This window comes from Saccharothrix violaceirubra (assembly GCF_014203755.1).
Taxonomy (GTDB): Bacteria; Actinomycetota; Actinomycetes; order Mycobacteriales; family Pseudonocardiaceae; genus Actinosynnema; species Actinosynnema violaceirubrum.
Genome location: NZ_JACHJS010000001.1, coordinates 2,817,487 through 2,835,979 on the forward strand (window position 1 = coordinate 2,817,487; position 18,493 = coordinate 2,835,979).

Consider the following 18,493-nt stretch of genomic DNA (forward strand, 5'->3'; position numbering starts at 1 on the left):
CGGCCACGACGACGTATGCCGAGCCGGTGATCGCCGCCGACAGGGTCACGGCCCCGGCTCGCGCCGAGCCGGTTTTCCCGGTGGTGACCCGGGTAGTCGCCTGCCGTGAAGATTCGTGGAGCACGGGAGGACGGGCTCGCCGCGGCCGCGCGGTGGGGTGCCGCGCTGCGCGGGAAGCGGCTGCCGCACCCCTCCGGGACCACCTTCGAGGGAACGTTCACCTCGTTGCTGCCCTACCGCGTGGGCTCGCGCAACCGCTACGTCGCGGCGTTCCCGGACGACCCGCGCCGTCGGGTACCGGTGGACGCCACCGGCCTGCGCGACGCCGTCCTGGCCCGGCCGTTCACTGTGTCGATCATGATCGCGACGCTGACCTCCGCGTGGCAGCGGGTCGCGACGCTGCGCGTCGAGCGTCCCACCGAAGAGGACCCGGATTTCGACGTCGTCTCCCACGTGCTGCCCGGATTCGCCTTGACCGGCGCGGTCAACCGGCTGCGGGGTCCTGTCTACCGCGGGTCCCAGGAGGGACGGAGAGGTCATCGCCGGGGGTGAACAGGAGACTGTGCGACGTCGGCCGAACAGCTCCGCCTTCCCGGTGCCAAGTGGACGGTGAACGGGGCCGACGTCGCCCCTTCCGAGGTCTCCGGCCTTGGTGCCGGAGCGGACGCCTCGGGTCGCCTAGCGTTCGCGGTCCCCACCGGACGCCCGGAAGTTGGCGGCCTTGTGGGTCCCGTCGCAGAACGGCTTGAGCGCGGACTTCCCGCACCGGCACAGCGCGACGGTGCCGCGCCCGGGGTCGATGAGCTCGCCGTCGTGCGTGCGCAGTTCGAAGTCCCCGCGCACGAGCAGCGGCCCGTTCTCGTATGAGGTGATGGTGGCGCGCTCGGCGGTCATGCCGTCCGTCCCAAGGTCGGGACGAGCAGCGCCGGCAGGCCGCGTGCCCACCGGTGCAGGAGTTGCCCGCCGAACCGCGCTTCCACGGACAGGCAGGCCGCCGCGCCGAACAGCACGTCACCGGCCGCCTCGGGGTGGGCCTTGGCGTAGGAGCCGCACAGGTCGTGCGCGGCGATCTGCTCGTGGACCGCGTCGGCCTCCACGTGCTCGTCGAAGAAGCGGGTGGCCCGCGCGTCGCCGCCCAGGCGCCGCAACCCGGTGCCGTAGCGGCGGTTGGGCAGCGACGAGGTCATCTCGAACGCGGCGAGGTGGCCGACCAGCGCACCCGTGAGGCGCCGGTTGAGGCCGAACAGCGAGATGGTGTTGGTGACCGCGAGGGTCGCGGCGGACGCCTGGTTCACGTAGTGGCCGTAGGTGTCGTCCAGGTCCAGGAAGCGCATGAGGTCGCGGAACAGCTCCGAGTGCATCCGCTCGACGCGCCCGCCGCCGTACTCGTCGGCCTGGATCTCGACCAACGCGGCCTTGGCGCCACCGTCGAGCCGGGGAATGGCCCACGAGTGCGGGTCGGCCTCCTTCAAGTGGTACACCGAGCGCAGTGCCACGAACTCGCGGAACTGGTCCAGCGTGGCCTCGCGCTGGAGGTACCCGGCCAACGGCGGCCCGTCGTCGGCCGCCACGAGGTCCGCCAACGCGTCCGGTACCTCCTCCGGGGTCACGTCTTCGACCGGGGCGATCGCGCGCAGCCCGGCCAGGAAGGTCTTCTCCAGCAGACCGCGGAACACGATCACCTCGGGTGACCACTCGCACGTGTCGTCGACGTCGTCGAAGCCCCGGTAGTGCAGTTCGTAGCACGTCCACAGACTCAGCTGGAGGTCTTCGTCGTGCACCACCTCGGATGGCCCGCCATCACGCGGTCCGAGTGCCTCGAAATGTCCTGTGCGTAGCGCGGCCACCAGCGCCGAACTCATCGGACCGCGTGGATGTGGCAGTCGCATGGGTGTGCTCCTCGAAAGTCGAGCCCGGCCTCGATGAGAGGGACGTACCCCGACTGGAGCAGTCGAAGCGTCCACTTCGAATACCGGCCGCACGTCACGCTCGGGAAAGCGGACTTTGTGACCACCGCCACGCACCCGGGCGCGCTGGAACGGCAGCACCACGGCGGCGCGGTGCAGCCGCCCGCAGTCACGCCAGGCCCCCCACGCGGCGCCCGGCGAGCTGCGTCAGGGCCTCGTCGACCACGTCGGCCGGGTCGTCACCGACCACTACGCCGGCCTCGGGGCCGGTGCCGCGCCACCATCCCACGCGCCGACGACCTTGGCGTGCCGGCAGGCCTCGGCGACCCACAGTTCCCCGCGCGCGTCCACTGTCGCGCGACCGGCCTGATCGGGCTTGGGCGGGAGCGGCTCCCGCAGTGCTTGACAGGCTCTGTGGCGGGCATACCGGCAGAGTGGAATCGAGTGCGGTACCCCGTGTGCCCGTCAGTTACGTCCTCTCGCTGCGGTGGAGCGGGGATCACGGTCTCGCCGGCCTGACCGCGTACCTCCGGTGGCTCGCCGACCGGTGCGAGGTCGTCGTCGCGGACGGTTCACCCGAACGAGTGTTCGTCGCCCACGCGCAGCGGTGGTCCGGGTGGATCACGCACGTGCGGGTGGGCAGCGCGGGTCCTGGACGCAACGGCAAGGTGCTCGGGGTCCACGTCGGGATCCGGGCCGCTCGGCATGAGAAGGTGGTGATCGCGGACGACGACGTGCGCTACGACGACGCCGCGCTGGCCGGCGTCGCCGCGTCCCTGGACGACACCGACCTCGTGGCACCTCAGAACTACTTCGGACCGCTGCCGTGGCACGCCCGGTGGGACACCGCGCGGATTCTGCTGAACCGGGCCTTCGGCGGCGACTATCCCGGCACGTTCGGCATCCGCCGCCCGGTCTTCCTGGACATGGGCGGCTACCGGGACGACGTGCTGTTCGAAAACCTGGAGCTGATGAGAACAGTGTCGGCGGCCGGTGGCCGGGTGCTCCGGGCCGCGGACCTGTTCGTGCGGCGGGAGCCCCCGACCGCGGTGCACTTCCGGTCGCAACGCGTACGCCAGGCGTACGACAGCCTGGCGCAGCCGGCACGCCTGTGCGTGGAACTCGCCGTGCTTCCGGTCGTCGCCATCGCCGTGGTCAGGCGGAAGGGCGTGGTAGCCGCGGTATCCGGGACGATGGCTTCGGCCTTCCTCGCCGAACTGGGGCGGCGGCGTGCGGGTGGAACCCGCGTGTTCCCGGCGACCGTTCCGCTCTTCGCGCCGCTGTGGGTGGCCGAGCGCGCGGTGTGCGCGTGGGTCGCGGTCGCGCACCGCGTCCTGCTCGGAGGAGTCCGCTACGGCGGCGGGCGGCTGCGGGTCGCCGCGTACTCCGCACGCGAAGGCCACCGCATGGCCGGTGGGTGCGGCGCGACGATCAGCGGCGGAGGCCGACCGCTCCGCGCTCGGCGCGGGGATCGACAGGTCGGCCGCCGGGAGGCCGAGGAGTAGCCCGCTCGGCGAACGCGGTGACCTGCCCGGCGGCGATGACGGTGAGGGAGCGCGGGTGGTGCCGCAAGGCGGCGGAACCGGTGTCGGTGCTGTGGTGGCACCGGACACGAGCGTGGTGTGCGGGACAGGCCACGCCCGGCGCCCATGATCGCCGCGACGAAGCTCACGCCGGCCACATCGGCCGGCAGGGTGAGTGTGGAGAGGCAGCCGAAGTCGGGCACGGCGGTGCCACGCCGGCAGCGCGTCGATCCCGTGGCCGAGGGTACCGTCGCGCATCCGCCGCCGGTCATACCCGTTCGGCCGTCGCCGGGCGCGGGGCGCGGGGCAGTGCGCCGAAGCGAGTGCGAGGTCGTCGCCGGGATTCGGCCCGGCGGGGCATGCGATCAGTCCATCGCCCGGGTGTCGCGTGGTGGTACGACGGGGTCCTCTCCGGAGGATTCGCCGGTGGCCATGCGTCGGCCGCGTTCGAGTTCGGCGTCGAGTTCCGCGCCGAGCAGGAGAGTGATGTCGGAGATCCACAGCCAGAACAGGAAGACGACGACGCCGGCCGGCGAACCGTAGGTCTTGTTTGCCACACCAACGCCGTAGTGTCACGCCGCTGTTCCCGCAGAAGTACCTGGACCGGCCCAAGTCGACTTGGGTCGACGGTCCGTCCGTCGCCTGCTCCCGGCGTTTCCCCGTGGAGGCGCGAGCCGGTTCCGGGCCGGCTGGAAGGAAGGTCGCTTCGGGGCACGAAGTCTGCCTCCGGACTGCCCTCGCGGACCTTCGCCCGCCACCGGACGGGTGGGAGGGTCGGTGTCATGCGCGCACGGGCGAAACCGGAACACGAGGAGTCCGCACGACCTCGGCCCGCGGCGGTCGGCGCCACTCCGGCCACCGCGCCGGCCGTGTTGCGGTCGCTGCAACGCACCGTCGGCAACGCGGCCGTGGTCGCGTTGCTGGCCGGTGACCACCGGCTGGATGACGAACCGTCGGCGATGGCGGCGGTCGACGCGGTGACGCGGCGGTCCGGCAGTCCGATGAAGGCCGACCTGCGCGACCGGATGGAGCACGACTACGGCGGTGAGGACTTCGGCGACGTGCGCACGCACGTCGACCGGGACTCGGCGGAAGCGGTGGGGGCCAAAGCCTACACCACGAAGACCAACCACATCGTGTTCCGCAGCCCGGCCGACATGGACGACCACACCGTCCGCCACGAACTCCAGCACGTCCGCCAGCAGCGGCTCGGCGGCGTGCCCGCCGGGGTCAGCCGGCCCGACGACCCGTGGGAGCGCGACGCCGAGGACACCGCGACCGACATCGGACGGGGTTCGCCCGAGGTGCAGCGGGTCGCCGCCGACGGGCATCGGGCGTCCGGGGACGGTGTCCAGCGGGTCCGGGCCACAGACAAGGACTTCTGGGCGCGGTGGGCCGGGGCGGACACCACGCTCACCGGGGACCAGAAGCGCTGGGTGTTCGAGGCGCTCAACGAGTTGGCCAAGAAGGGCCGTACTAAGGTACGGGACCTGAAAGTCGACGACGCCGTGAAGTTGTTGTACGACAACGACGTGACGCCCGCCTCGATGGCACAGGGGATGGACCAGGCGTCAGCCGCCGAGCGGGAGCGGCATTCCGAGCGTGCGCACGAGACCGTGAAAGGTGCGGGCGAGGTCTGGCAGCAGCGGCAACCCGATCTGCCCGAGCCCCGCACGGTGTCCTTCGACATCGGTGGTCTCGGACGGGGGACCGTCGCGGTGCTCAAGGGTTCCTCGCCCAAGCACAAGAACATGCTGGCCTGGTTTTCCCACGGCTACGAGGACGTCGACAGCACGATCATGACCGCGACCGCGCGGCAGTACGGGTTCGCGGTCGCGGTCGAGACGAGCCTGAACCGGATCAAGGGGTCGCCGGAGGAGTGGAGTTCGCTGCCGGACGCCCTGGCCGAGTCCGACATCGAGCCCACGAACGCCGCGCCCGCCGAGTACGTCCGCCCGCACCACGCCACCGAACTCACCTCGCAGGTCCACCTGCTCCACGGGCTGTTGGGCGAGTGCGACGTGGCCGTCCTGTTGGACTTCGACTGGGCCGACAACGTCGAAGCGGAGTACGCCGACGCGCTCCGGGCCAACACCCCGCCGTTGCCCACGATCGTCGACCGGGAGCCCGCCCTGGCCGAGTACCGGTCGTTGCTGATCTACGCGTGTCGGACGCCGTGGGGCGTGGACGCGGCGGCCGTGGGCAGCAAGCTCCTCAAGGACGCGGAAGTCGAGCGGATCAGGACCGAGGAGCCGGACACCGACGCCGCGGAGGCCAGGAGGCGGGCCGAGGAGCGCTACGAGAGCGGTCCGACGGGCGGCGTGGTCCACCGGGGCGGGCGCGGCTGAACGGCATGCCGGGAGGGTCAGGCCGGCGGTGGGCTGTTGGCGTGGACGTGGCCGGTGATCCCGGCCCGGGAGTCGGTGCGCAGCTTGGCGGTCAGGCGGGCCACGTGGGACTGCACGGTCCGGCGCGGCAGGGCCAGTTCACCGGCTATGTCCGGATTGGACAGGCCGGCGGCGACCAGCCGGGCGATGCGGACCTCCAGCGGTGACAACGCCTGCCAGCCGCTCTTCGCCGGCGGGTGGCCCGGGTGGTGGACCACGCCCGCCGCGCGCCGACGGCTCTCCGCGCGGTGCACGTCCCACCGCGCCGACAGCGCCCCGAACGACTCCACCGCCTCGGCGAACGCCGACGACGCCTCGTCGGCACGTCCGGCCGCCGCCAAGAGGACACCCGCGTCCTCCAAAGCGGTCGCGCACTCCACGACGCGGCCCACCGACCGGTAGTGGGCGGCGGCCTCCAGGACCGGGTCGGGGTCGTCGGCGAGCAGGCCGCGGCAGTGCGCGGCGGCGGCGTGCGCGCGGGCCGGGACGACCTCCTTGGCGGCTTCCTCTTCGCACACCGCCAACGCCGTGCGTGCCGTGGCGTGGTCATCCACCGTGAGCGCGAGGCGGATCACCAGCGGAAGCCATTGGTGGCGCAGCATCATCGGGGCGTAGTCGGGTCGCAGCGCCGGAGCGAGGTGGGCGAGCGCGCCGACGACGTCGCCGCGCTGCTCGGCCGCCAACGCCTCGGCCGCCAGGTGGAAATCGCAGTTCTCCCGTTCCGCCCGGGTCGCGGCGGTGTGCTCGCGGGCTGCCGTGAGGTGTGCGGTCGCGGCGACCCGGTCGTCGCGGTGTCCGGCGATGAGCGCGGCCACGCCGTGCACGAGCAGGGTGGTCGGCCCCGGCTCGCGCAGGCCGAACAACCCGGTGCCGTCCTCGGCGAGCGCGTCGAGTCCGGCCAACGCCTCGTCCCACCGCCCGGTCCAGTGGTGGTGCACGGCGGCGGTCACCTGAAGACAGGTCGGCGGGTCCGGCACACCCCGCAGGGCCCGCTCGGCCTCGTCCAGGCGGTCGAGGTTCTGGAGGCTGAACACCCGGTTGTCGAGCAGGTCGAAGCGCAGTTCGGCCAACCCCGGCCGGTCGCCGACCACGGCGAGCGCGTCGTCCACGTGCCGCAGCGCCCGGCCGTGGTCGCGGCGGATCGAGCGCACGAGCCACAGGGTCTGCGCCGCGCGGGCGGCCGGGTGCGCGTCGACGGCCCGCGCGCGTGCCCGTTCGGCCGACAGACGCGTCCGGTCGAGGTCGTCCAGGTCGCCGCGCTGGAAGTCGGCCAGCAGGGCGACGTGCCGGAGACGCCAGGATTCCGGGACGTCCGGCGCGTCCAGTGCCTCGCCCAGCAGGGTGATCGCGGTCGCGGGGTCGCCCCGGCGGTGGCGCATGGCCGCGCGCAGGTGGCGCAGTTCGGCCGCCTGGTCCGGGTCGGTGGTCAGCGCGAGCGCGCGTTCGGCGTCCGCCTCGGGGAACCGCCCGACCCGGAACCGCGCCCGCACCAGCGCGGTGAGCAGGCACGCCCGTTGCGCCGGGGTGGGCAGGTCGGTGTCCACGGCGCGACGCAGCAGTTCGGCGGCGGCCCCGGGCGCGCGGGCGGCCACCGCGGCGTGGTGGTCGGCCAGCCAGCGCACGACCCACCCGTCCGCCGGGATCTCCTCGGCCACCAGGTGTCCGGCGACGCGTTCGACCGGCACGCCGGTGCCGGCCAACGCCTCGGCGGCGTGCCGGTGCAGCGCGACCCGCATCGGCCGCGGCACGTCCTCGTGCAGCACCTGCCGCAGGTACGGGTGCCGGAACGCCAGGTCGTCGCCCGCCTCCACGACCACGGCCGCCGCCACGGCCTCGTCCAGCACGCACACCAGCTCCAGCGGCGACCGGCCGGTCACCGCGGTCAGCTCGGCCACCCGGAACCGCGCGCCCAGCAGGGCCGCGAGCCGCAGCACCTCGCGGGTCTCGGCGGAGAGCAGGTCGAGCGTGCGTTCCACAGCGGCCGACAGCGAGCGCGGCACCCGTTCGGCGGCGTCGGGGTCGACCTCGGCGACGCCGCCCACCACCCGCACCGCCGACCCGCGCACCAGGGCGTGGGCGACCTCGGTGAGGTAGAGCGGGTTCCCGGCCGCGAAGCCGATCACCTCGCGCAGTCCTTCGCCGGCCGGCGCGCCGACGGTGCGGGCGAGCAACGCCTCGGCGTCGGCGGTCGTGAGCGGACCCAACGCCAGCACGTACCCGTTGTGTGCCTCCACCGCGCGCCGCACCCGGGCCAGCTCGCGCCGGGCCGGATCGGGGCGGGTCGCGGCCACGAGCAACAGCGGCAGTTGCCGGGTCGCGGCGGCCAGCCGGTGCCACAGCAGCACGCTGGCGTCGTCCGCCCAGTGCAGGTCGTCGATCACCAGCACCAGCGGCGCGGTCGCGCACGCCTGGTCCACCAGGGCCGCCAACCGGTCCACCGCGGCCGGCACGTCGATCGGGTCCGGGTCGCCGCGCAGCCGTGCCGCCAGATCCGCGCGCCGCGGATCCGGCGACTCCGGGTGCACGGCCAGGCAGTCCAGCACGACCCGCAACGGGTTGCGCCGGCCCAGTTCGTCGGCGACGGCCCACGCGACCTGGCACCCCCGGTCGCCCGCGTCGGCCAGTGCGGCGGCGAGCAGCGCGGACTTCCCGATCCCGGCCTCGCCCTCGACCCACACGGCCGTGCCGCGTCCGGCGAGCACGTCGGAGACCAGCTCGCGCAGCTGGGCGGTGTCGTCGTCGCGCCCGACGAACACCCCGCCCGGCGTCACACCCGGCGCGGAGAACAGCGGTCCGGACGGGCCGGCCAGGATGTCGCGGTGCAGCTCGCGCAACGCCGGTCCGGGCTCCACGCCCTGCCCCGCCACCAGCGCCCGGCGCGCGTCCTGGAACGCCTCCAGCGCCTCGGCCCGCCGACCGGAGCGGTGCAGCGCGACCATCACCAGTTCCCGCAACGACTCGTGCCACGGGTGTTCGGCCACGAGTTCCGCCAGGTCCGCGACCACCTCGGCGTGCTCGCCGAGTTCCAGCCGCGCACGGGCCCGCCGCTCGGCCACGCCCAGCCGCAGCTCGGCCAGCCGGTGCCGTTCCCGCTCGGCGAACGGGCCCGGCAGCCCGGCGTAGGCGGAACCGTGCCACAGCCCCAACGCGTCCTCGAACGCGTCCCGGGCCTCGGCCCAGCGCCCCGCGGCCGACAGCCGACCGCCGTGGTCCCGGGCCCGGTCGAACCGGGCGGTGTCCGCCGCGTCGTCCGCGAGCCGCAACGAGTACCCGTGGGGGCGTGATTCGAGCGCCTCGCGGTGCGGGCCGAGGACGCGGCGCAACCCGGACACGTAGGTGTGCAGACTGCCGACGACCCTCGCCGGCGGTGCCTCGCCCCACACGGCGTCGACGAGTTCCTGCCGGGACACGACCTGGTTGGCCCGTGCCACGAGCACCGCGAACACCGCGCGCCGGCGCGCGTGACCCAACGCCAACTCGGTGTCGCCCGACCACGCGCGCACCGGCCCCAGCACACTCACCCGCAACCCGGCCGGCACGCGTCACCTCCCGCTTCGGCGGGGCTATGTGGACCGTGCGGCGGCCCCGTCGGTTCGGTGTCGCCCGACCGCGCGCGTGCCGGTCCCCACATCGGCACGTGCCACCCCCGCTTCGGCCGGTCGGTCCGTTCGCCCACGAGCGGGCGCCGTGCCCGGTCCATCCTGCCGCGACGCCGCCCGCGCCTTGGCCCGTCGTCCGACGGGATTCCGGTGCGACCGGTCCCGTCGGACACGTCCGGGGTGACGGATCACCCGGGTGGCGCAGGCGGCCGGGCAGCGGACGGGTACGGACGGGCACAACCCGGCCGCCGGCCTTGACCACAGGGGTGACCCGTGTGGTCCGCTCGGGCGACAACCGGTTCCGGCGTGGAGGTTCGGTCGACATGCGACCCGAATGGCACGACGGGGTCGACCCGGTGTTCATGGGCGACCTGCTGCTGTGCGCGGCCCTGGAGGGCCGGTTGGTGATGTCCCGGGCGCAGGCCGACCCGGTGATCGCCGACCTGCGGCACACCCTGGCCGACCTCCGCGACCGGGCCGAGCCGCTCGACGACACGTGGGCGCAAGCCCTGGTGGAACTGCCCAAGTACATCGAAGCGCTGCGCATCGCGGCGGGTTACCGGTGACCCTTGCCCGAAGGGGCAACGATCACCGTCGGCGGGGGCAGAGCCGGCGCGTGGATCTTCTACGCGACCGGGCGCGGGTCCGACGATGGCGGGCACGTGACAGGTTCTGCGGAGGGGGTCCGATGCGGGCGTGTCGACCGCTGTGGCTGCTCGCGGCAGTGCTCCTGGTGGTGACCGGGTGCTCGGGCGGCGACGGCGACCTGCGGCTCACCGTGGCCACGTTCGGCAGGTTCGGCTACGAGCCGCTGTTCGAGGAGTACGAGCGGGCCCACCCCGGCATCGAGGTCGTGGGTCGGGTGGCGGACTTCGAGGCCCACCACAAGGGGCTGATCACCGCGCTGGCCGCCGGCGCCGGTGCCGCCGACGTGGTCGCAGTGGAGGAGCAGTACCTGCCCCGGCTGCGCCGGTCCGCCGACAAGTTCGTCGACCTGTCCCGGTTCGGCGCCCAGGACCTGCGCGAGCGGTGGACGCCGTGGAAGTGGCGCCAGGGCGTGTCCGAGGACGGCAAGGTCGTGCTCGGCCTCGGCACGGACATGGGCGGCCTGGCCCTGTGCTACCGGCGTGACCTGTTCGAACGCGCGGGCCTGCCCACGGACCGCACGGCCGTCGCCGCCCTGTGGCCCACGTGGGAGGACTTCGCGGCCGTCGCGGACCGGTTCGCCGACCGCGTGCCCGACAGCCGGTTCGTCGACTCGGCGGGCACGGTCTACACGGCCGTGCTCGACCAGTCCGAGGAGAGTTACTTCGCCAAGGCCGACGACTCGTTCATCGCCGACACCAACCCGGCGGTGCGCCGGGCGTTCGACATCGCGGGCGCACTGGCCGCGAAGGGCCGCACGGCCAAGGTCTCCGCGTTCACGCAGCCGTGGAACGTCGCGATCAACCAGGGCGGCTTCGCCACCGTGACCTGTCCGGCGTGGATGCTGTCCCAGATCGAGGACGCGGGCGGTCCGGCCAACGCGGGCAGGTGGGACGTCACCGCGATCCCCGGCGGGGGCGGCAACTGGGGCGGCTCCTACCTGACCGTGCCCGCGCAGGGCGCGCACCAGCGTGAGGCGTACGAACTGGCCAAGTGGCTGACCGCGCCCGAGCAGCAGAAGCGGCTGTTCCTGTCCGACGGCATCCTGCCCAGCCAACCCGAGGTGTACCGGGACCCGGCCGTGCTCGGCCACCGGGACGAGTACTTCGGCGACGCGCCCGTGGGGGAGTTGTTCGCCGCCTCGTCCGACACCGTGCGACCACACCACCGGGGTGTGCGCGAGGCGGACGTCCGTCCGGTGTTCGGCCGTGCGCTGGGTCGGATCGAGGACGGCTCGCAGTCGGTCGACGAGGCGTGGCGGCAGTCCGTCGGCGAAGCCCGCGACGCGCTCCGGTAATGGCCGTGTCACACCGCAGGCACACGCCTTACCTTTTCGTGGCACCGTTTTTCGTGCTGTTCGCGGTGTTCGGCGTGTATCCGTCGGCACGCACGGCGTGGATGTCCTTGCACCGCTGGGATCTGCTCGCCGGACCCGTCCGCTTCACCGGGCTGGACAACTACGCCCGCCTGGTGAGCGATCCGGACTTCTACAACGCGCTGGGCAACACGGCGAGCATCTTCGTGCTGGCGACCGTGCCGCAACTGCTCGCGGCGCTGGGCATCGCGGCGTTGCTCGACCGGTCGGGACGCGGGTGGCAGGCGGTCGTGCTGCTGCCCAACGCCGTGCCGGTGGTGGCGGTGGCGCTGGTGTTCACCCAGTTGTTCGGCCGCGACCAGGGGTTCGTGGCGTGGGTGCTGTCGTGGTTCGGCGCGGACCCGGTCGACTGGCAGACGCGCGCGTGGTCGGCGCACCTGGGCGTGGCGATCATGGTGATCTGGCGGTGGACGGGTTACAACGCGCTGCTCTACCTGGCCGCCATGCGGTCCGTGCCCCGACAGCTCTACGAGGCCGCCGCGCTCGACGGCGCGTCCCGGCTGCGGATGTTCCGGTCGATCACCCTGCCCGGCATCCGGCCCACGCTGGTGTTCACGGTGGTCGTGGCGGCGATCGGCGGACTCCAGCTGTTCGCCGAGCCCCGGCTGTTCGGCAGTGGTGTCTCCACGGCGATCTACGGTGGTGACGACCGGCAGTTCCAGACCCTCGTGATGTACCTGTACGAGAACGGGTTCGAGCGGTTCGACGCCGGGTACGCCGCGACGGTGTCATGGGTGCTGTTCGTGCTGTGCGCCGTGCTCGCGTCGGTCAACGCGCTGCTGGTGCGCGGGCTGGTGGGCCGCCGGTGATCGTGCGTCGGGCCGTGCTGGCGGTGGTCGTGGTGGCCTCGCTGTTCCCGCTCTACTGGGCGGTCGTGGTGGCGTCGCACGACAACGCCGCCATGTCCGCGCGCGTGCCGCCGTTGCTGCCCGGTGGCGAACTCGGCCGCAACGTCGACGCGGTGTTCGAGGCGGTCGATTTCGGGGCCGCGCTGGGCAATTCGGCGATCGTGGCGTCCACGGTGGCCGTGGCCACCGTGCTGTTGTCCACGCTGGCCGGGTTCGCGTTCGCCCACCTGCGGTTCCGCGGCCGGCGGGTGCTGTTCGGGCTGGTCCTGGGATCGGTGCTGGTGCCGGGACAGCTCGGCGTGGTGCCGTTGTTCGAACTGGTGGCCGGTCTCGGCTGGTACGGCCGGTTGGCGGCGGTGATCGTGCCGGGCCTGGTGAGCGCGTTCGGCGTGTTCTGGATGCGTCAGGCGTGCCTGGAGGCTGTGCCGTGCGAACTCGTCGACGCCGCGGCGATCGACGGCTGCTCGCTGCCGCGGACCTGGTGGCACGTGGTGCTGCCGGCGGTGCGGTCGCAGGCCCTGGTGCTGGGGGCGGTGACGTTTTTGGCCGCCTGGAACGACTTCCTGTGGCCGCTGGTGGCGCTGGACCCCGTGGAGTCGCCCACCGTGCAGGTCGCGCTGTCGCACCTGGCGGGCGGCTACTTCACCGACTACCCCCTCGTGCTGACCGGAGCGGTGCTGGGCACCCTGCCGGTCGTCGTGGTGTTCGCCCTGATGGCAGGGAAATCGCTCACCGGCCTCCTGCGGGGCCGGGTCAACCCGTGAGGTGGTCGTGGACCAGGTCTTCCCGTCTGACTTCCTGTGGGGGGCCGCCACCGCGGCCTTCCAGATCGAGGGCTCGGTGCGCGCGGACGGGCGCGGACCGTCCATTTGGGACAGTTTCGCGGCGGTGCCGGGCGCCGTGCTCGGCGGCGCGGGCGGCGATCCGGCCTGCGACCACTACCGCCGTCATACCGAGGACGTGGCGCTGCTGAGCGAACTGGGACTGCCCGCGTACCGGTTCTCCACGGCGTGGCCGCGGGTGATGCCCGACGGGCGCACCCCCGAGTCGCGCGGGCTGGCGTTCTACGACCGGCTGGTCGACGACCTGCTCGACCGGGGCATCCGGCCGCTGGTCACGCTCTACCACTGGGACCTGCCGCAGGCTCTCCAGGACGCGGGCGGGTGGGGCGCGCGGGACACGGCGTCGCGCTTCACCGAGTACGCGTGCGCGGTGTACGACGTCCTCGGGGACCGGGTCGAGGACTGGACGACGTTCAACGAGCCGTTCTGCTCGGCGTTCCTCGGGTACGGCACGGGGGTGCACGCGCCCGGCGTGCGGGACGAGGGCTTGGCGTTCGTGGCGGCGCACCACCACCTCGTGGCACACGGCACTGCGGTTCGGGCGTTGCGCGGGCGTGGCGCCCGGAAACTGGCGATCGTGCTGAACTTCTCGCCCGTGCTGGCCGATTCGTCCGACGACGCGCACCTCGACGCGGTCCGCAGGTTCGACGGGTTGCATAACCGGTTCTTCCTCGACCCGGTGCTGGGGCGCGGGTATCCGGAGGACGTGCGTGCCGACCTGGCGCACGTGCCGGAGTTCTCCCGGGCGGTCCTGGACGGCGACGAGGCGCTCGTGGCCGCGCCGGTCGACTGGATCGGGGTCAACTACTACGCGCCGACGCGGGTCGTGCCGTTGTCCGGTCCGGAGATACCGAGCAACAGCGGCCTGCCCGGTTTGCGCGGCGTGGACGTGCTGCCGCCGCGCGGGCCGCTGACCTCGATGGGCTGGGAGCAGCGGCCCGAGTCGCTGACGGATCTGCTGGTGTGGTTGGGGAAGCGGTGCGGCGGCGTGCCGCTGGTCGTGTCGGAGAACGGGTCCGCGTTCACCGACGTAGTGGAGCCCGACGGGCGGGTGCGCGACGTGCGGCGCAAGCGGTATTTAGCCGAGCACCTGCGCGCCGTGCACGCCGCGATCGCCCTGGGGGCGGACGTGCGCGGGTACCTCGCGTGGTCGTTGCTGGACAACTTCGAGTGGTCCTTCGGGTACACGCAGCGGTTCGGGTTGGTGCACGTGGACTTCGAGACGCAGCGGCGGACCGTGAAGGACAGCGGCCGGTTCTTCGCCGAGGTGGTGGCGCGCAACGCGGTCCCCGCCGAGTGATCCTTACGGCAGGTCGCCGAGTTCGCCGCTGACGTTGGCGACCTGGAAGCAGTCCGGCGCCTGCTGCCCGCTGGCGGGGGTGCCGGGCTTGCCGCACGTGACCGTGAGAGTGACCGACGCGCCCTGGGGGATGTCGATCGGCGTCACCCAGTGGTAGTCCTGGTTGCGGAACGTCTCCAGCGCGATCGGGGTGATCGTGCGGTCGCCGAACGCGAACGTGAGCACGCCCTCGTCGCCCTGGTGGTTGCCCAGGACGATGTCGGTCACCCGGAAGACCTTGCCCTCGGGGACGACGTAGGTGCCCGTGCCCTGCCCGCCGGCGGCCGTGTGCACCTCGATGGTCTGGGACCACTGCTGGTGTCCCGCCTGACCCGGTTGCTGTCCCTGGCCGGGTTGCTGTCCCTGACTCGGTTGCTGACCTTGGCCGGGGTTCTGGCCCTGTCCGGGTTGGTTCTCGTTGCCGGGGAGCGGCTGGTCGTGCTCGGCCTGCACGATCTCCTGGGCCCGGTCGTCGGCGGCTTCCCGTGCCGCGCTGCGCACGGCGGGGCGGACCAGGAACAACCACAGCAGCAGGAGCGCGAGCAGCGCGCCGAGCAGGGCCAACAGCCACCGGGGCAGGATCGGGAGCTGGATCAGCTCGCCTTCCACCTCGTGCCGGTCCTCGTCCGTGCGGGCCTCGAACCGCAGCGGCCAGTGCTCGGGTTTGCCGAACCACAGCAGCTTGGCGACCCGCACCCGCACCTCGGCCTCCGCGCGGTCGCCCGGGTCGGCGGGCGTCGGTTGCCGGGGGAGGGAGAAGGCGAGCCGGTCGTCGGCCTCGGGCGCGTCGACGGTCAGGGAGACCGGCGTGTTGCCCGCGTTGCGCAGGGCCACGTGGTAACGCGCGCTGCGCCAGGCCCTGCGGCGTTCGGGCACCAGCTCGGCCTGCTGCTCGGCGAACGGCTCGACCACCACCGTGGTCTCGCCGACCACCACCGCCTCGGGGCGTTCGGTGGGCAGGACCCGCACCCCCAGCGGGCGTTCCCCGGCCCGCACCGCGGGCGAGCGCGGCGGGCGCAGGCGGACGGTCACCTGTCCGGACGTGCCCGGGTAGAGCGAAAGTCGTTCCGGCTCGACCACCGTCCAGGGGGCGCACTCGCCGACCACCTCGAACCCGTACGCCTCGACGATGTCGCTGTCGTTGCGCACCGTCATCGTCGTGCTGGTCTCCTGGCCGGGCGTCACGACCACCGTGGGGAGACCGAATTCCGTCGTCGCGGTCACGGTGACCGACGGTAGGGAGGGTGCGTCGGCGTCTGGCAGGGAGAAAAGGGCAGTGTGCGGGCAAACCGGTGCACTGAAGCACCTTGCCCGGTGCTTTTGGTGCGCCCATGCCATGACGATGGTCGCAGGTGTTCGAAGGGAGCCGCCATGACAACCCGAATCCCGGTCGCGGTCTACGCCGAGGACCCGGTCCTGCGCACCGGCACCACCCACCAACTGCGCCCCCGACCCGAAGTGGAGGTCCTCGGTGCCGACGAAGCCCACCGTGCGGTCGTGTCGCTCGTGGTGGTCGACGCCGTGGACGAGCCGACCACCCGCCTGCTGCGTCGACTGAGGCGTTCGTCCGCCACCCGCACGGGCGTGGTGGTGAGCCGCTTCGACCACGACTCGTTGCAGATCACCGTCGATTGTGGAGTGTCGGCCGTGGTCCGCCGCGCAGAGGCCGACCAGGACCGTTTGGTGACCACGATCCTGGCGTTGGCGAAGGGCGAGGCTGTGTTGCCTGGCGACCTGGTGGGTCGCCTGCTGGACCATGTAGGACGGTTGCAACGCAGCGTCCTCGACCCCGACGCACCCACTCTGGCGACTCTGACCCCGCGCGAGGCCGACATGCTGCGCCTGGTCGCCGAGGGTTTCGACACGTCCGAGATCGCCACCAAGACGTCGTTCTCGGAACGCACCGTGAAGAACGTCCTGCACGAGGTCAACACCCGCCTCAACCTCCGCAACCGGGCCCACGCCGTGGGCTACGCCATGCGCCACGGCTTGATCTGAGCGTGGCGTTTGACGCACTCGAACAGGTCTTCGAAGGTCCATGGCGCGGCTGCCGGGCGTCTCGGCCCGAAGACGACGAGGTGCGATTGTCAAGCTACCACACGAGTGACAGCCTGGATGTGCGGCTGTGGGCCATATACAACAATCAAAGGTACGATGCGTTCTATGCCTGGCGTGTCGTCTGTGCGGCGTGAGTTCAAGATGAAACCAGTCGTATTCGCGTTCTGCGCAGTGGCCGTTGCGTCGGCGGGCTGCTCGTCAGGCGAGGTCGGACCTGACTGTCGGACTGTCTCCGACCCGGCGGTCGGTGAGCGGATCGGGACTGCGGTGCGAGATGTGGTCGAACACCGGGCGCGTGCGATCGTCAACACAGCGGAAGGATCTGCGCCCCTGGTGTTGAGCGATAAATCCGTCCAGGTCTCGCCTGAGGCGGAAGAATTCGCACAACGCGCCTATAGCGTGCTGTCGTGGTTCTATGCGAATCGCGGCTACGTGCGATACGAGATCAACGATGTAAAGGTGGACCCCGTCTCCGCATGCGGGAGTACCGTGGTTGCCGAGGTGAACGGATCGACGAATCTGTACCGGAGAGCCGGGGACTACACGGGGTCGGCGTTCGGCCCGATGGAGTTCGAGTTCGACACCACGGGCGGGCGGTGGACTTTGAATGGGCATCGGTTGGTCGGCGTGGTGAAACAACGCCCACTGATCGAGCCGGAGGATTCGATGTACGCGGAGTTCGACAGGCGGTGAGCGCGCCGGGCCACCCTCGGCAAACCCAACGCAAGATGTCTGCACGACTCAGGTCCGCGCGCGCTGATGAAGCTATGTGCTGCCGTTGTAGTCCGAGGTTCGTCCGGTGCCCCGGTATTGCTCGATCGGGATGGGTAGGTGGTCGCGGCACAGCACGCTGCGGAGGTGGTCGACCTCGTGGGCGACGAGTCGGGCCATGCCGCGTTCGAAGACGGTGATGCGCTTGTCGCCGGTGATGTCGGTGTGCTCGACGTGCAGGACAGCTCATCGTGAACAGGAGGAGGAACGGCGCGCCGCCAGGCTCCTGTGGACTCGTGAACAGGGCTGAGGGCCCGTCGGTTGGCCTGGTGCTCGGTCGGTCAGGGGATCGCGCTCCAGCGGGCGGACCGGTCTCCGGTGCGCAGGGACCGGATGCGGTGCCGCAGTTCGGCGGCAGCGGCCGGTTTGCCGGGGGCCAAGCGGATGTAGGCGCCAAGGGCGCGGAGTTCGGTGATGTCGCGCAGCAGGGTCCATCTCGGCCAGTCGAGGATGTTGCGGCCGTAGGCCGCCAGGAATCGGGTCCGCTCGGCTTCGGGGTCGTGGAAGTGGTCCGGGATGCCCGTGAGCAGGTCCAGTTCGCGGGGGCCTAGGCAGGCGTTGTCCCAGTCGATGAGCAGCCAGTGGCCGTGATCGGCATCGCGGACCAGGTTCTCGCTGTGCGCGTCGGCATGGACGAGCCCTTCGCCCAAGGGGAACGAGGTGGTGGTGAAGATGTCGACCAACGCGTGGGCGCGGTCGAGCAACCAGGCGCGGTCGTCGTCGGCGACAACCGGGCGTGCGCGATCGCGGTCGAGGTCCACGGCCTCGAACAGCCGCTGCAACGGCGTGTAGCGGGGTATCGGGAACGGTGGGGCGGGCAGCGTGTGCAGGCGGCGCAGCGGCACCGCCAGGTCGGCCGGCGACGGCGCCGGCGTGGTGGGTCGGTGGGGCCAGAAGGTGGCCACCGCCCCGGCCGCGACGACCGGCTGCTCGCCGGGCATCGGTGCCAGCGCGATCGGCTCGGGCTGTGTGTCCAACCAGCGGGTGACTTCGACGCTGATCCGGGCGCGGCGACGGCGCACCGGGGTGTCCGGAGCCAGACGGGCGACGAGATGGTCACGGGGCAGCAGGTACACCGCGTTGGATCGCCGGTGCAGCGGGCGGGCCTCGGCAGGGTCGGCGCCGAAGATCCGGCACGCCTCTCGCAGCGCGGGCAGGCCGGGCAGACCGGAGTCATCCTGGCGGGTGGGTAGGGCCAT

17 protein-coding genes are annotated in these 18,493 nt (G+C 72.2%); 10 read left to right on the forward strand and 7 right to left on the reverse strand.

All coding sequences use genetic code 11. From position 1 onward, the window contains the following. Positions 1 to 105: 105 nt before the first annotated feature. A complete protein-coding gene (locus F4559_RS13460; protein WP_184668856.1) occupies positions 106 to 552 on the forward strand; it encodes a hypothetical protein in 447 nt (148 codons plus the stop codon). A 126-nt stretch (positions 553 to 678) separates the two neighbouring features. On the opposite strand, the gene F4559_RS13465 is transcribed toward F4559_RS13460, so the two are convergent. Both F4559_RS13465 and F4559_RS13470 read right to left on the reverse strand, forming a co-directional pair. Beyond that, positions 679 to 894: a CDGSH iron-sulfur domain-containing protein gene (locus F4559_RS13465; RefSeq protein WP_184668857.1), complete on the reverse strand. Its 216-nt coding sequence runs from the start codon at positions 892 to 894 to the stop codon at positions 679 to 681. Further along, complete coding sequence (locus F4559_RS13470) at positions 891 to 1,781, reverse strand: iron-containing redox enzyme family protein (protein WP_312865622.1); 891 nt, start codon at positions 1,779 to 1,781, stop codon at positions 891 to 893. Before F4559_RS13470 ends, F4559_RS13465 begins: the two co-directional genes overlap by 4 nt. Before the next feature lie 584 nt (positions 1,782 to 2,365). Here F4559_RS13470 and F4559_RS34960 point away from each other — a divergent pair. After that, complete coding sequence (locus F4559_RS34960; protein ID WP_312865623.1) at positions 2,366 to 3,412, forward strand: glycosyltransferase family 2 protein; 1,047 nt, start codon at positions 2,366 to 2,368, stop codon at positions 3,410 to 3,412. Between the two features lie 383 nt (positions 3,413 to 3,795). On the opposite strand, the gene F4559_RS13480 is transcribed toward F4559_RS34960, so the two are convergent. Then, positions 3,796 to 3,987, reverse strand: a complete 192-nt coding sequence (locus tag F4559_RS13480; RefSeq protein ID WP_312865624.1) for a YhjD/YihY/BrkB family envelope integrity protein — start codon at positions 3,985 to 3,987, stop codon at positions 3,796 to 3,798. A 225-nt stretch (positions 3,988 to 4,212) separates the two neighbouring features. On the opposite strand from F4559_RS13480, the gene F4559_RS13485 reads away from it, so the two are divergent. Then, on the forward strand, positions 4,213 to 5,778 hold the full coding sequence (locus F4559_RS13485; protein ID WP_184668860.1) for an eCIS core domain-containing protein: 1,566 nt from the start codon (positions 4,213 to 4,215) through the stop codon (positions 5,776 to 5,778). A gap of 17 nt (positions 5,779 to 5,795) precedes the next feature. Here F4559_RS13485 and F4559_RS13490 read toward each other — a convergent pair whose 3' ends face one another. After that, positions 5,796 to 9,356, reverse strand: coding sequence for a BTAD domain-containing putative transcriptional regulator (locus tag F4559_RS13490; RefSeq protein WP_184668861.1), 3,561 nt, complete (start codon positions 9,354 to 9,356; stop codon positions 5,796 to 5,798). Positions 9,357 to 9,739: 383 nt separating this feature from the next. Here F4559_RS13490 and F4559_RS13495 point away from each other — a divergent pair, with 383 nt between their 5' ends. The 5 genes from F4559_RS13495 (at position 9,740) to F4559_RS13515 (ending at position 14,426) form a co-directional block, all read left to right on the forward strand. Next, the gene (locus F4559_RS13495; protein WP_184668862.1) at positions 9,740 to 9,982 is read left to right on the forward strand and encodes a hypothetical protein; all 243 of its coding nucleotides are present in this window, start codon (positions 9,740 to 9,742) and stop codon (positions 9,980 to 9,982) included. A 122-nt stretch (positions 9,983 to 10,104) separates the two neighbouring features. Then, positions 10,105 to 11,358, forward strand: a complete 1,254-nt coding sequence (locus F4559_RS13500; RefSeq protein WP_184668863.1) for an ABC transporter substrate-binding protein — start codon at positions 10,105 to 10,107, stop codon at positions 11,356 to 11,358. Then, complete coding sequence (locus F4559_RS13505; RefSeq protein ID WP_184668865.1) at positions 11,358 to 12,245, forward strand: carbohydrate ABC transporter permease; 888 nt, start codon at positions 11,358 to 11,360, stop codon at positions 12,243 to 12,245. Before F4559_RS13500 ends, F4559_RS13505 begins: the two co-directional genes overlap by 1 nt. Then, entirely contained in the window at positions 12,242 to 13,048 is an 807-nt protein-coding gene (locus F4559_RS13510; RefSeq protein ID WP_312865625.1) for a carbohydrate ABC transporter permease, read from the forward strand. The genes F4559_RS13505 and F4559_RS13510 overlap by 4 nt, the downstream gene beginning before the upstream one ends. Before the next feature lie 7 nt (positions 13,049 to 13,055). Continuing rightward, on the forward strand, positions 13,056 to 14,426 hold the full coding sequence (locus F4559_RS13515; RefSeq protein WP_184668868.1) for a GH1 family beta-glucosidase: 1,371 nt from the start codon (positions 13,056 to 13,058) through the stop codon (positions 14,424 to 14,426). 3 nt (positions 14,427 to 14,429) lie between these two features. On the opposite strand, the gene F4559_RS13520 is transcribed toward F4559_RS13515, so the two are convergent. Then, positions 14,430 to 15,689 carry a COG1470 family protein gene (locus F4559_RS13520; protein WP_184668869.1) on the reverse strand — a complete coding sequence of 420 codons (1,260 nt, stop codon included), beginning with the start codon at positions 15,687 to 15,689 and terminating at the stop codon, positions 14,430 to 14,432. Positions 15,690 to 15,836: 147 nt separating this feature from the next. On the opposite strand from F4559_RS13520, the gene F4559_RS13525 reads away from it, so the two are divergent. Together F4559_RS13525 and F4559_RS13530 are read left to right on the forward strand one after the other, a co-directional pair. Next, entirely contained in the window at positions 15,837 to 16,463 is a 627-nt protein-coding gene (locus F4559_RS13525) for a LuxR C-terminal-related transcriptional regulator (protein ID WP_184668870.1), read from the forward strand. 165 nt (positions 16,464 to 16,628) lie between these two features. Next, positions 16,629 to 17,216, forward strand: a complete 588-nt coding sequence (locus F4559_RS13530) for a hypothetical protein (RefSeq protein ID WP_184668871.1) — start codon at positions 16,629 to 16,631, stop codon at positions 17,214 to 17,216. 72 nt (positions 17,217 to 17,288) lie between these two features. On the opposite strand, the gene F4559_RS13535 is transcribed toward F4559_RS13530, so the two are convergent. Together F4559_RS13535 and F4559_RS13540 are read right to left on the reverse strand one after the other, a co-directional pair. Beyond that, positions 17,289 to 17,414 carry a hypothetical protein gene (locus tag F4559_RS13535; protein WP_246445189.1) on the reverse strand — a complete coding sequence of 42 codons (126 nt, stop codon included), beginning with the start codon at positions 17,412 to 17,414 and terminating at the stop codon, positions 17,289 to 17,291. A gap of 161 nt (positions 17,415 to 17,575) precedes the next feature. After that, entirely contained in the window at positions 17,576 to 18,493 is a 918-nt protein-coding gene (locus F4559_RS13540; protein ID WP_184668872.1) for a phosphotransferase family protein, read from the reverse strand.

Coding starts and splice junctions, on each gene's coding strand:
- F4559_RS13465 (WP_184668857.1), bottom strand. CDS start 894: ATGACCGCCGAGCGCGCCACCATCACCTCATACGAGAACGGGCCGCTG.
- F4559_RS13485 (WP_184668860.1), top strand. CDS start 4,213: ATGCGCGCACGGGCGAAACCGGAACACGAGGAGTCCGCACGACCTCGG.
- F4559_RS13495 (WP_184668862.1), top strand. CDS start 9,740: ATGCGACCCGAATGGCACGACGGGGTCGACCCGGTGTTCATGGGCGAC.
- F4559_RS13500 (WP_184668863.1), top strand. CDS start 10,105: ATGCGGGCGTGTCGACCGCTGTGGCTGCTCGCGGCAGTGCTCCTGGTG.
- F4559_RS13505 (WP_184668865.1), top strand. CDS start 11,358: ATGGCCGTGTCACACCGCAGGCACACGCCTTACCTTTTCGTGGCACCG.
- F4559_RS13525 (WP_184668870.1), top strand. CDS start 15,837: ATGACAACCCGAATCCCGGTCGCGGTCTACGCCGAGGACCCGGTCCTG.
- F4559_RS13530 (WP_184668871.1), top strand. CDS start 16,629: ATGCCTGGCGTGTCGTCTGTGCGGCGTGAGTTCAAGATGAAACCAGTC.
- F4559_RS13535 (WP_246445189.1), bottom strand. CDS start 17,414: ATGGCCCGACTCGTCGCCCACGAGGTCGACCACCTCCGCAGCGTGCTG.
- F4559_RS13540 (WP_184668872.1), bottom strand. CDS start 18,493: ATGGCCCTACCCACCCGCCAGGATGACTCCGGTCTGCCCGGCCTGCCC.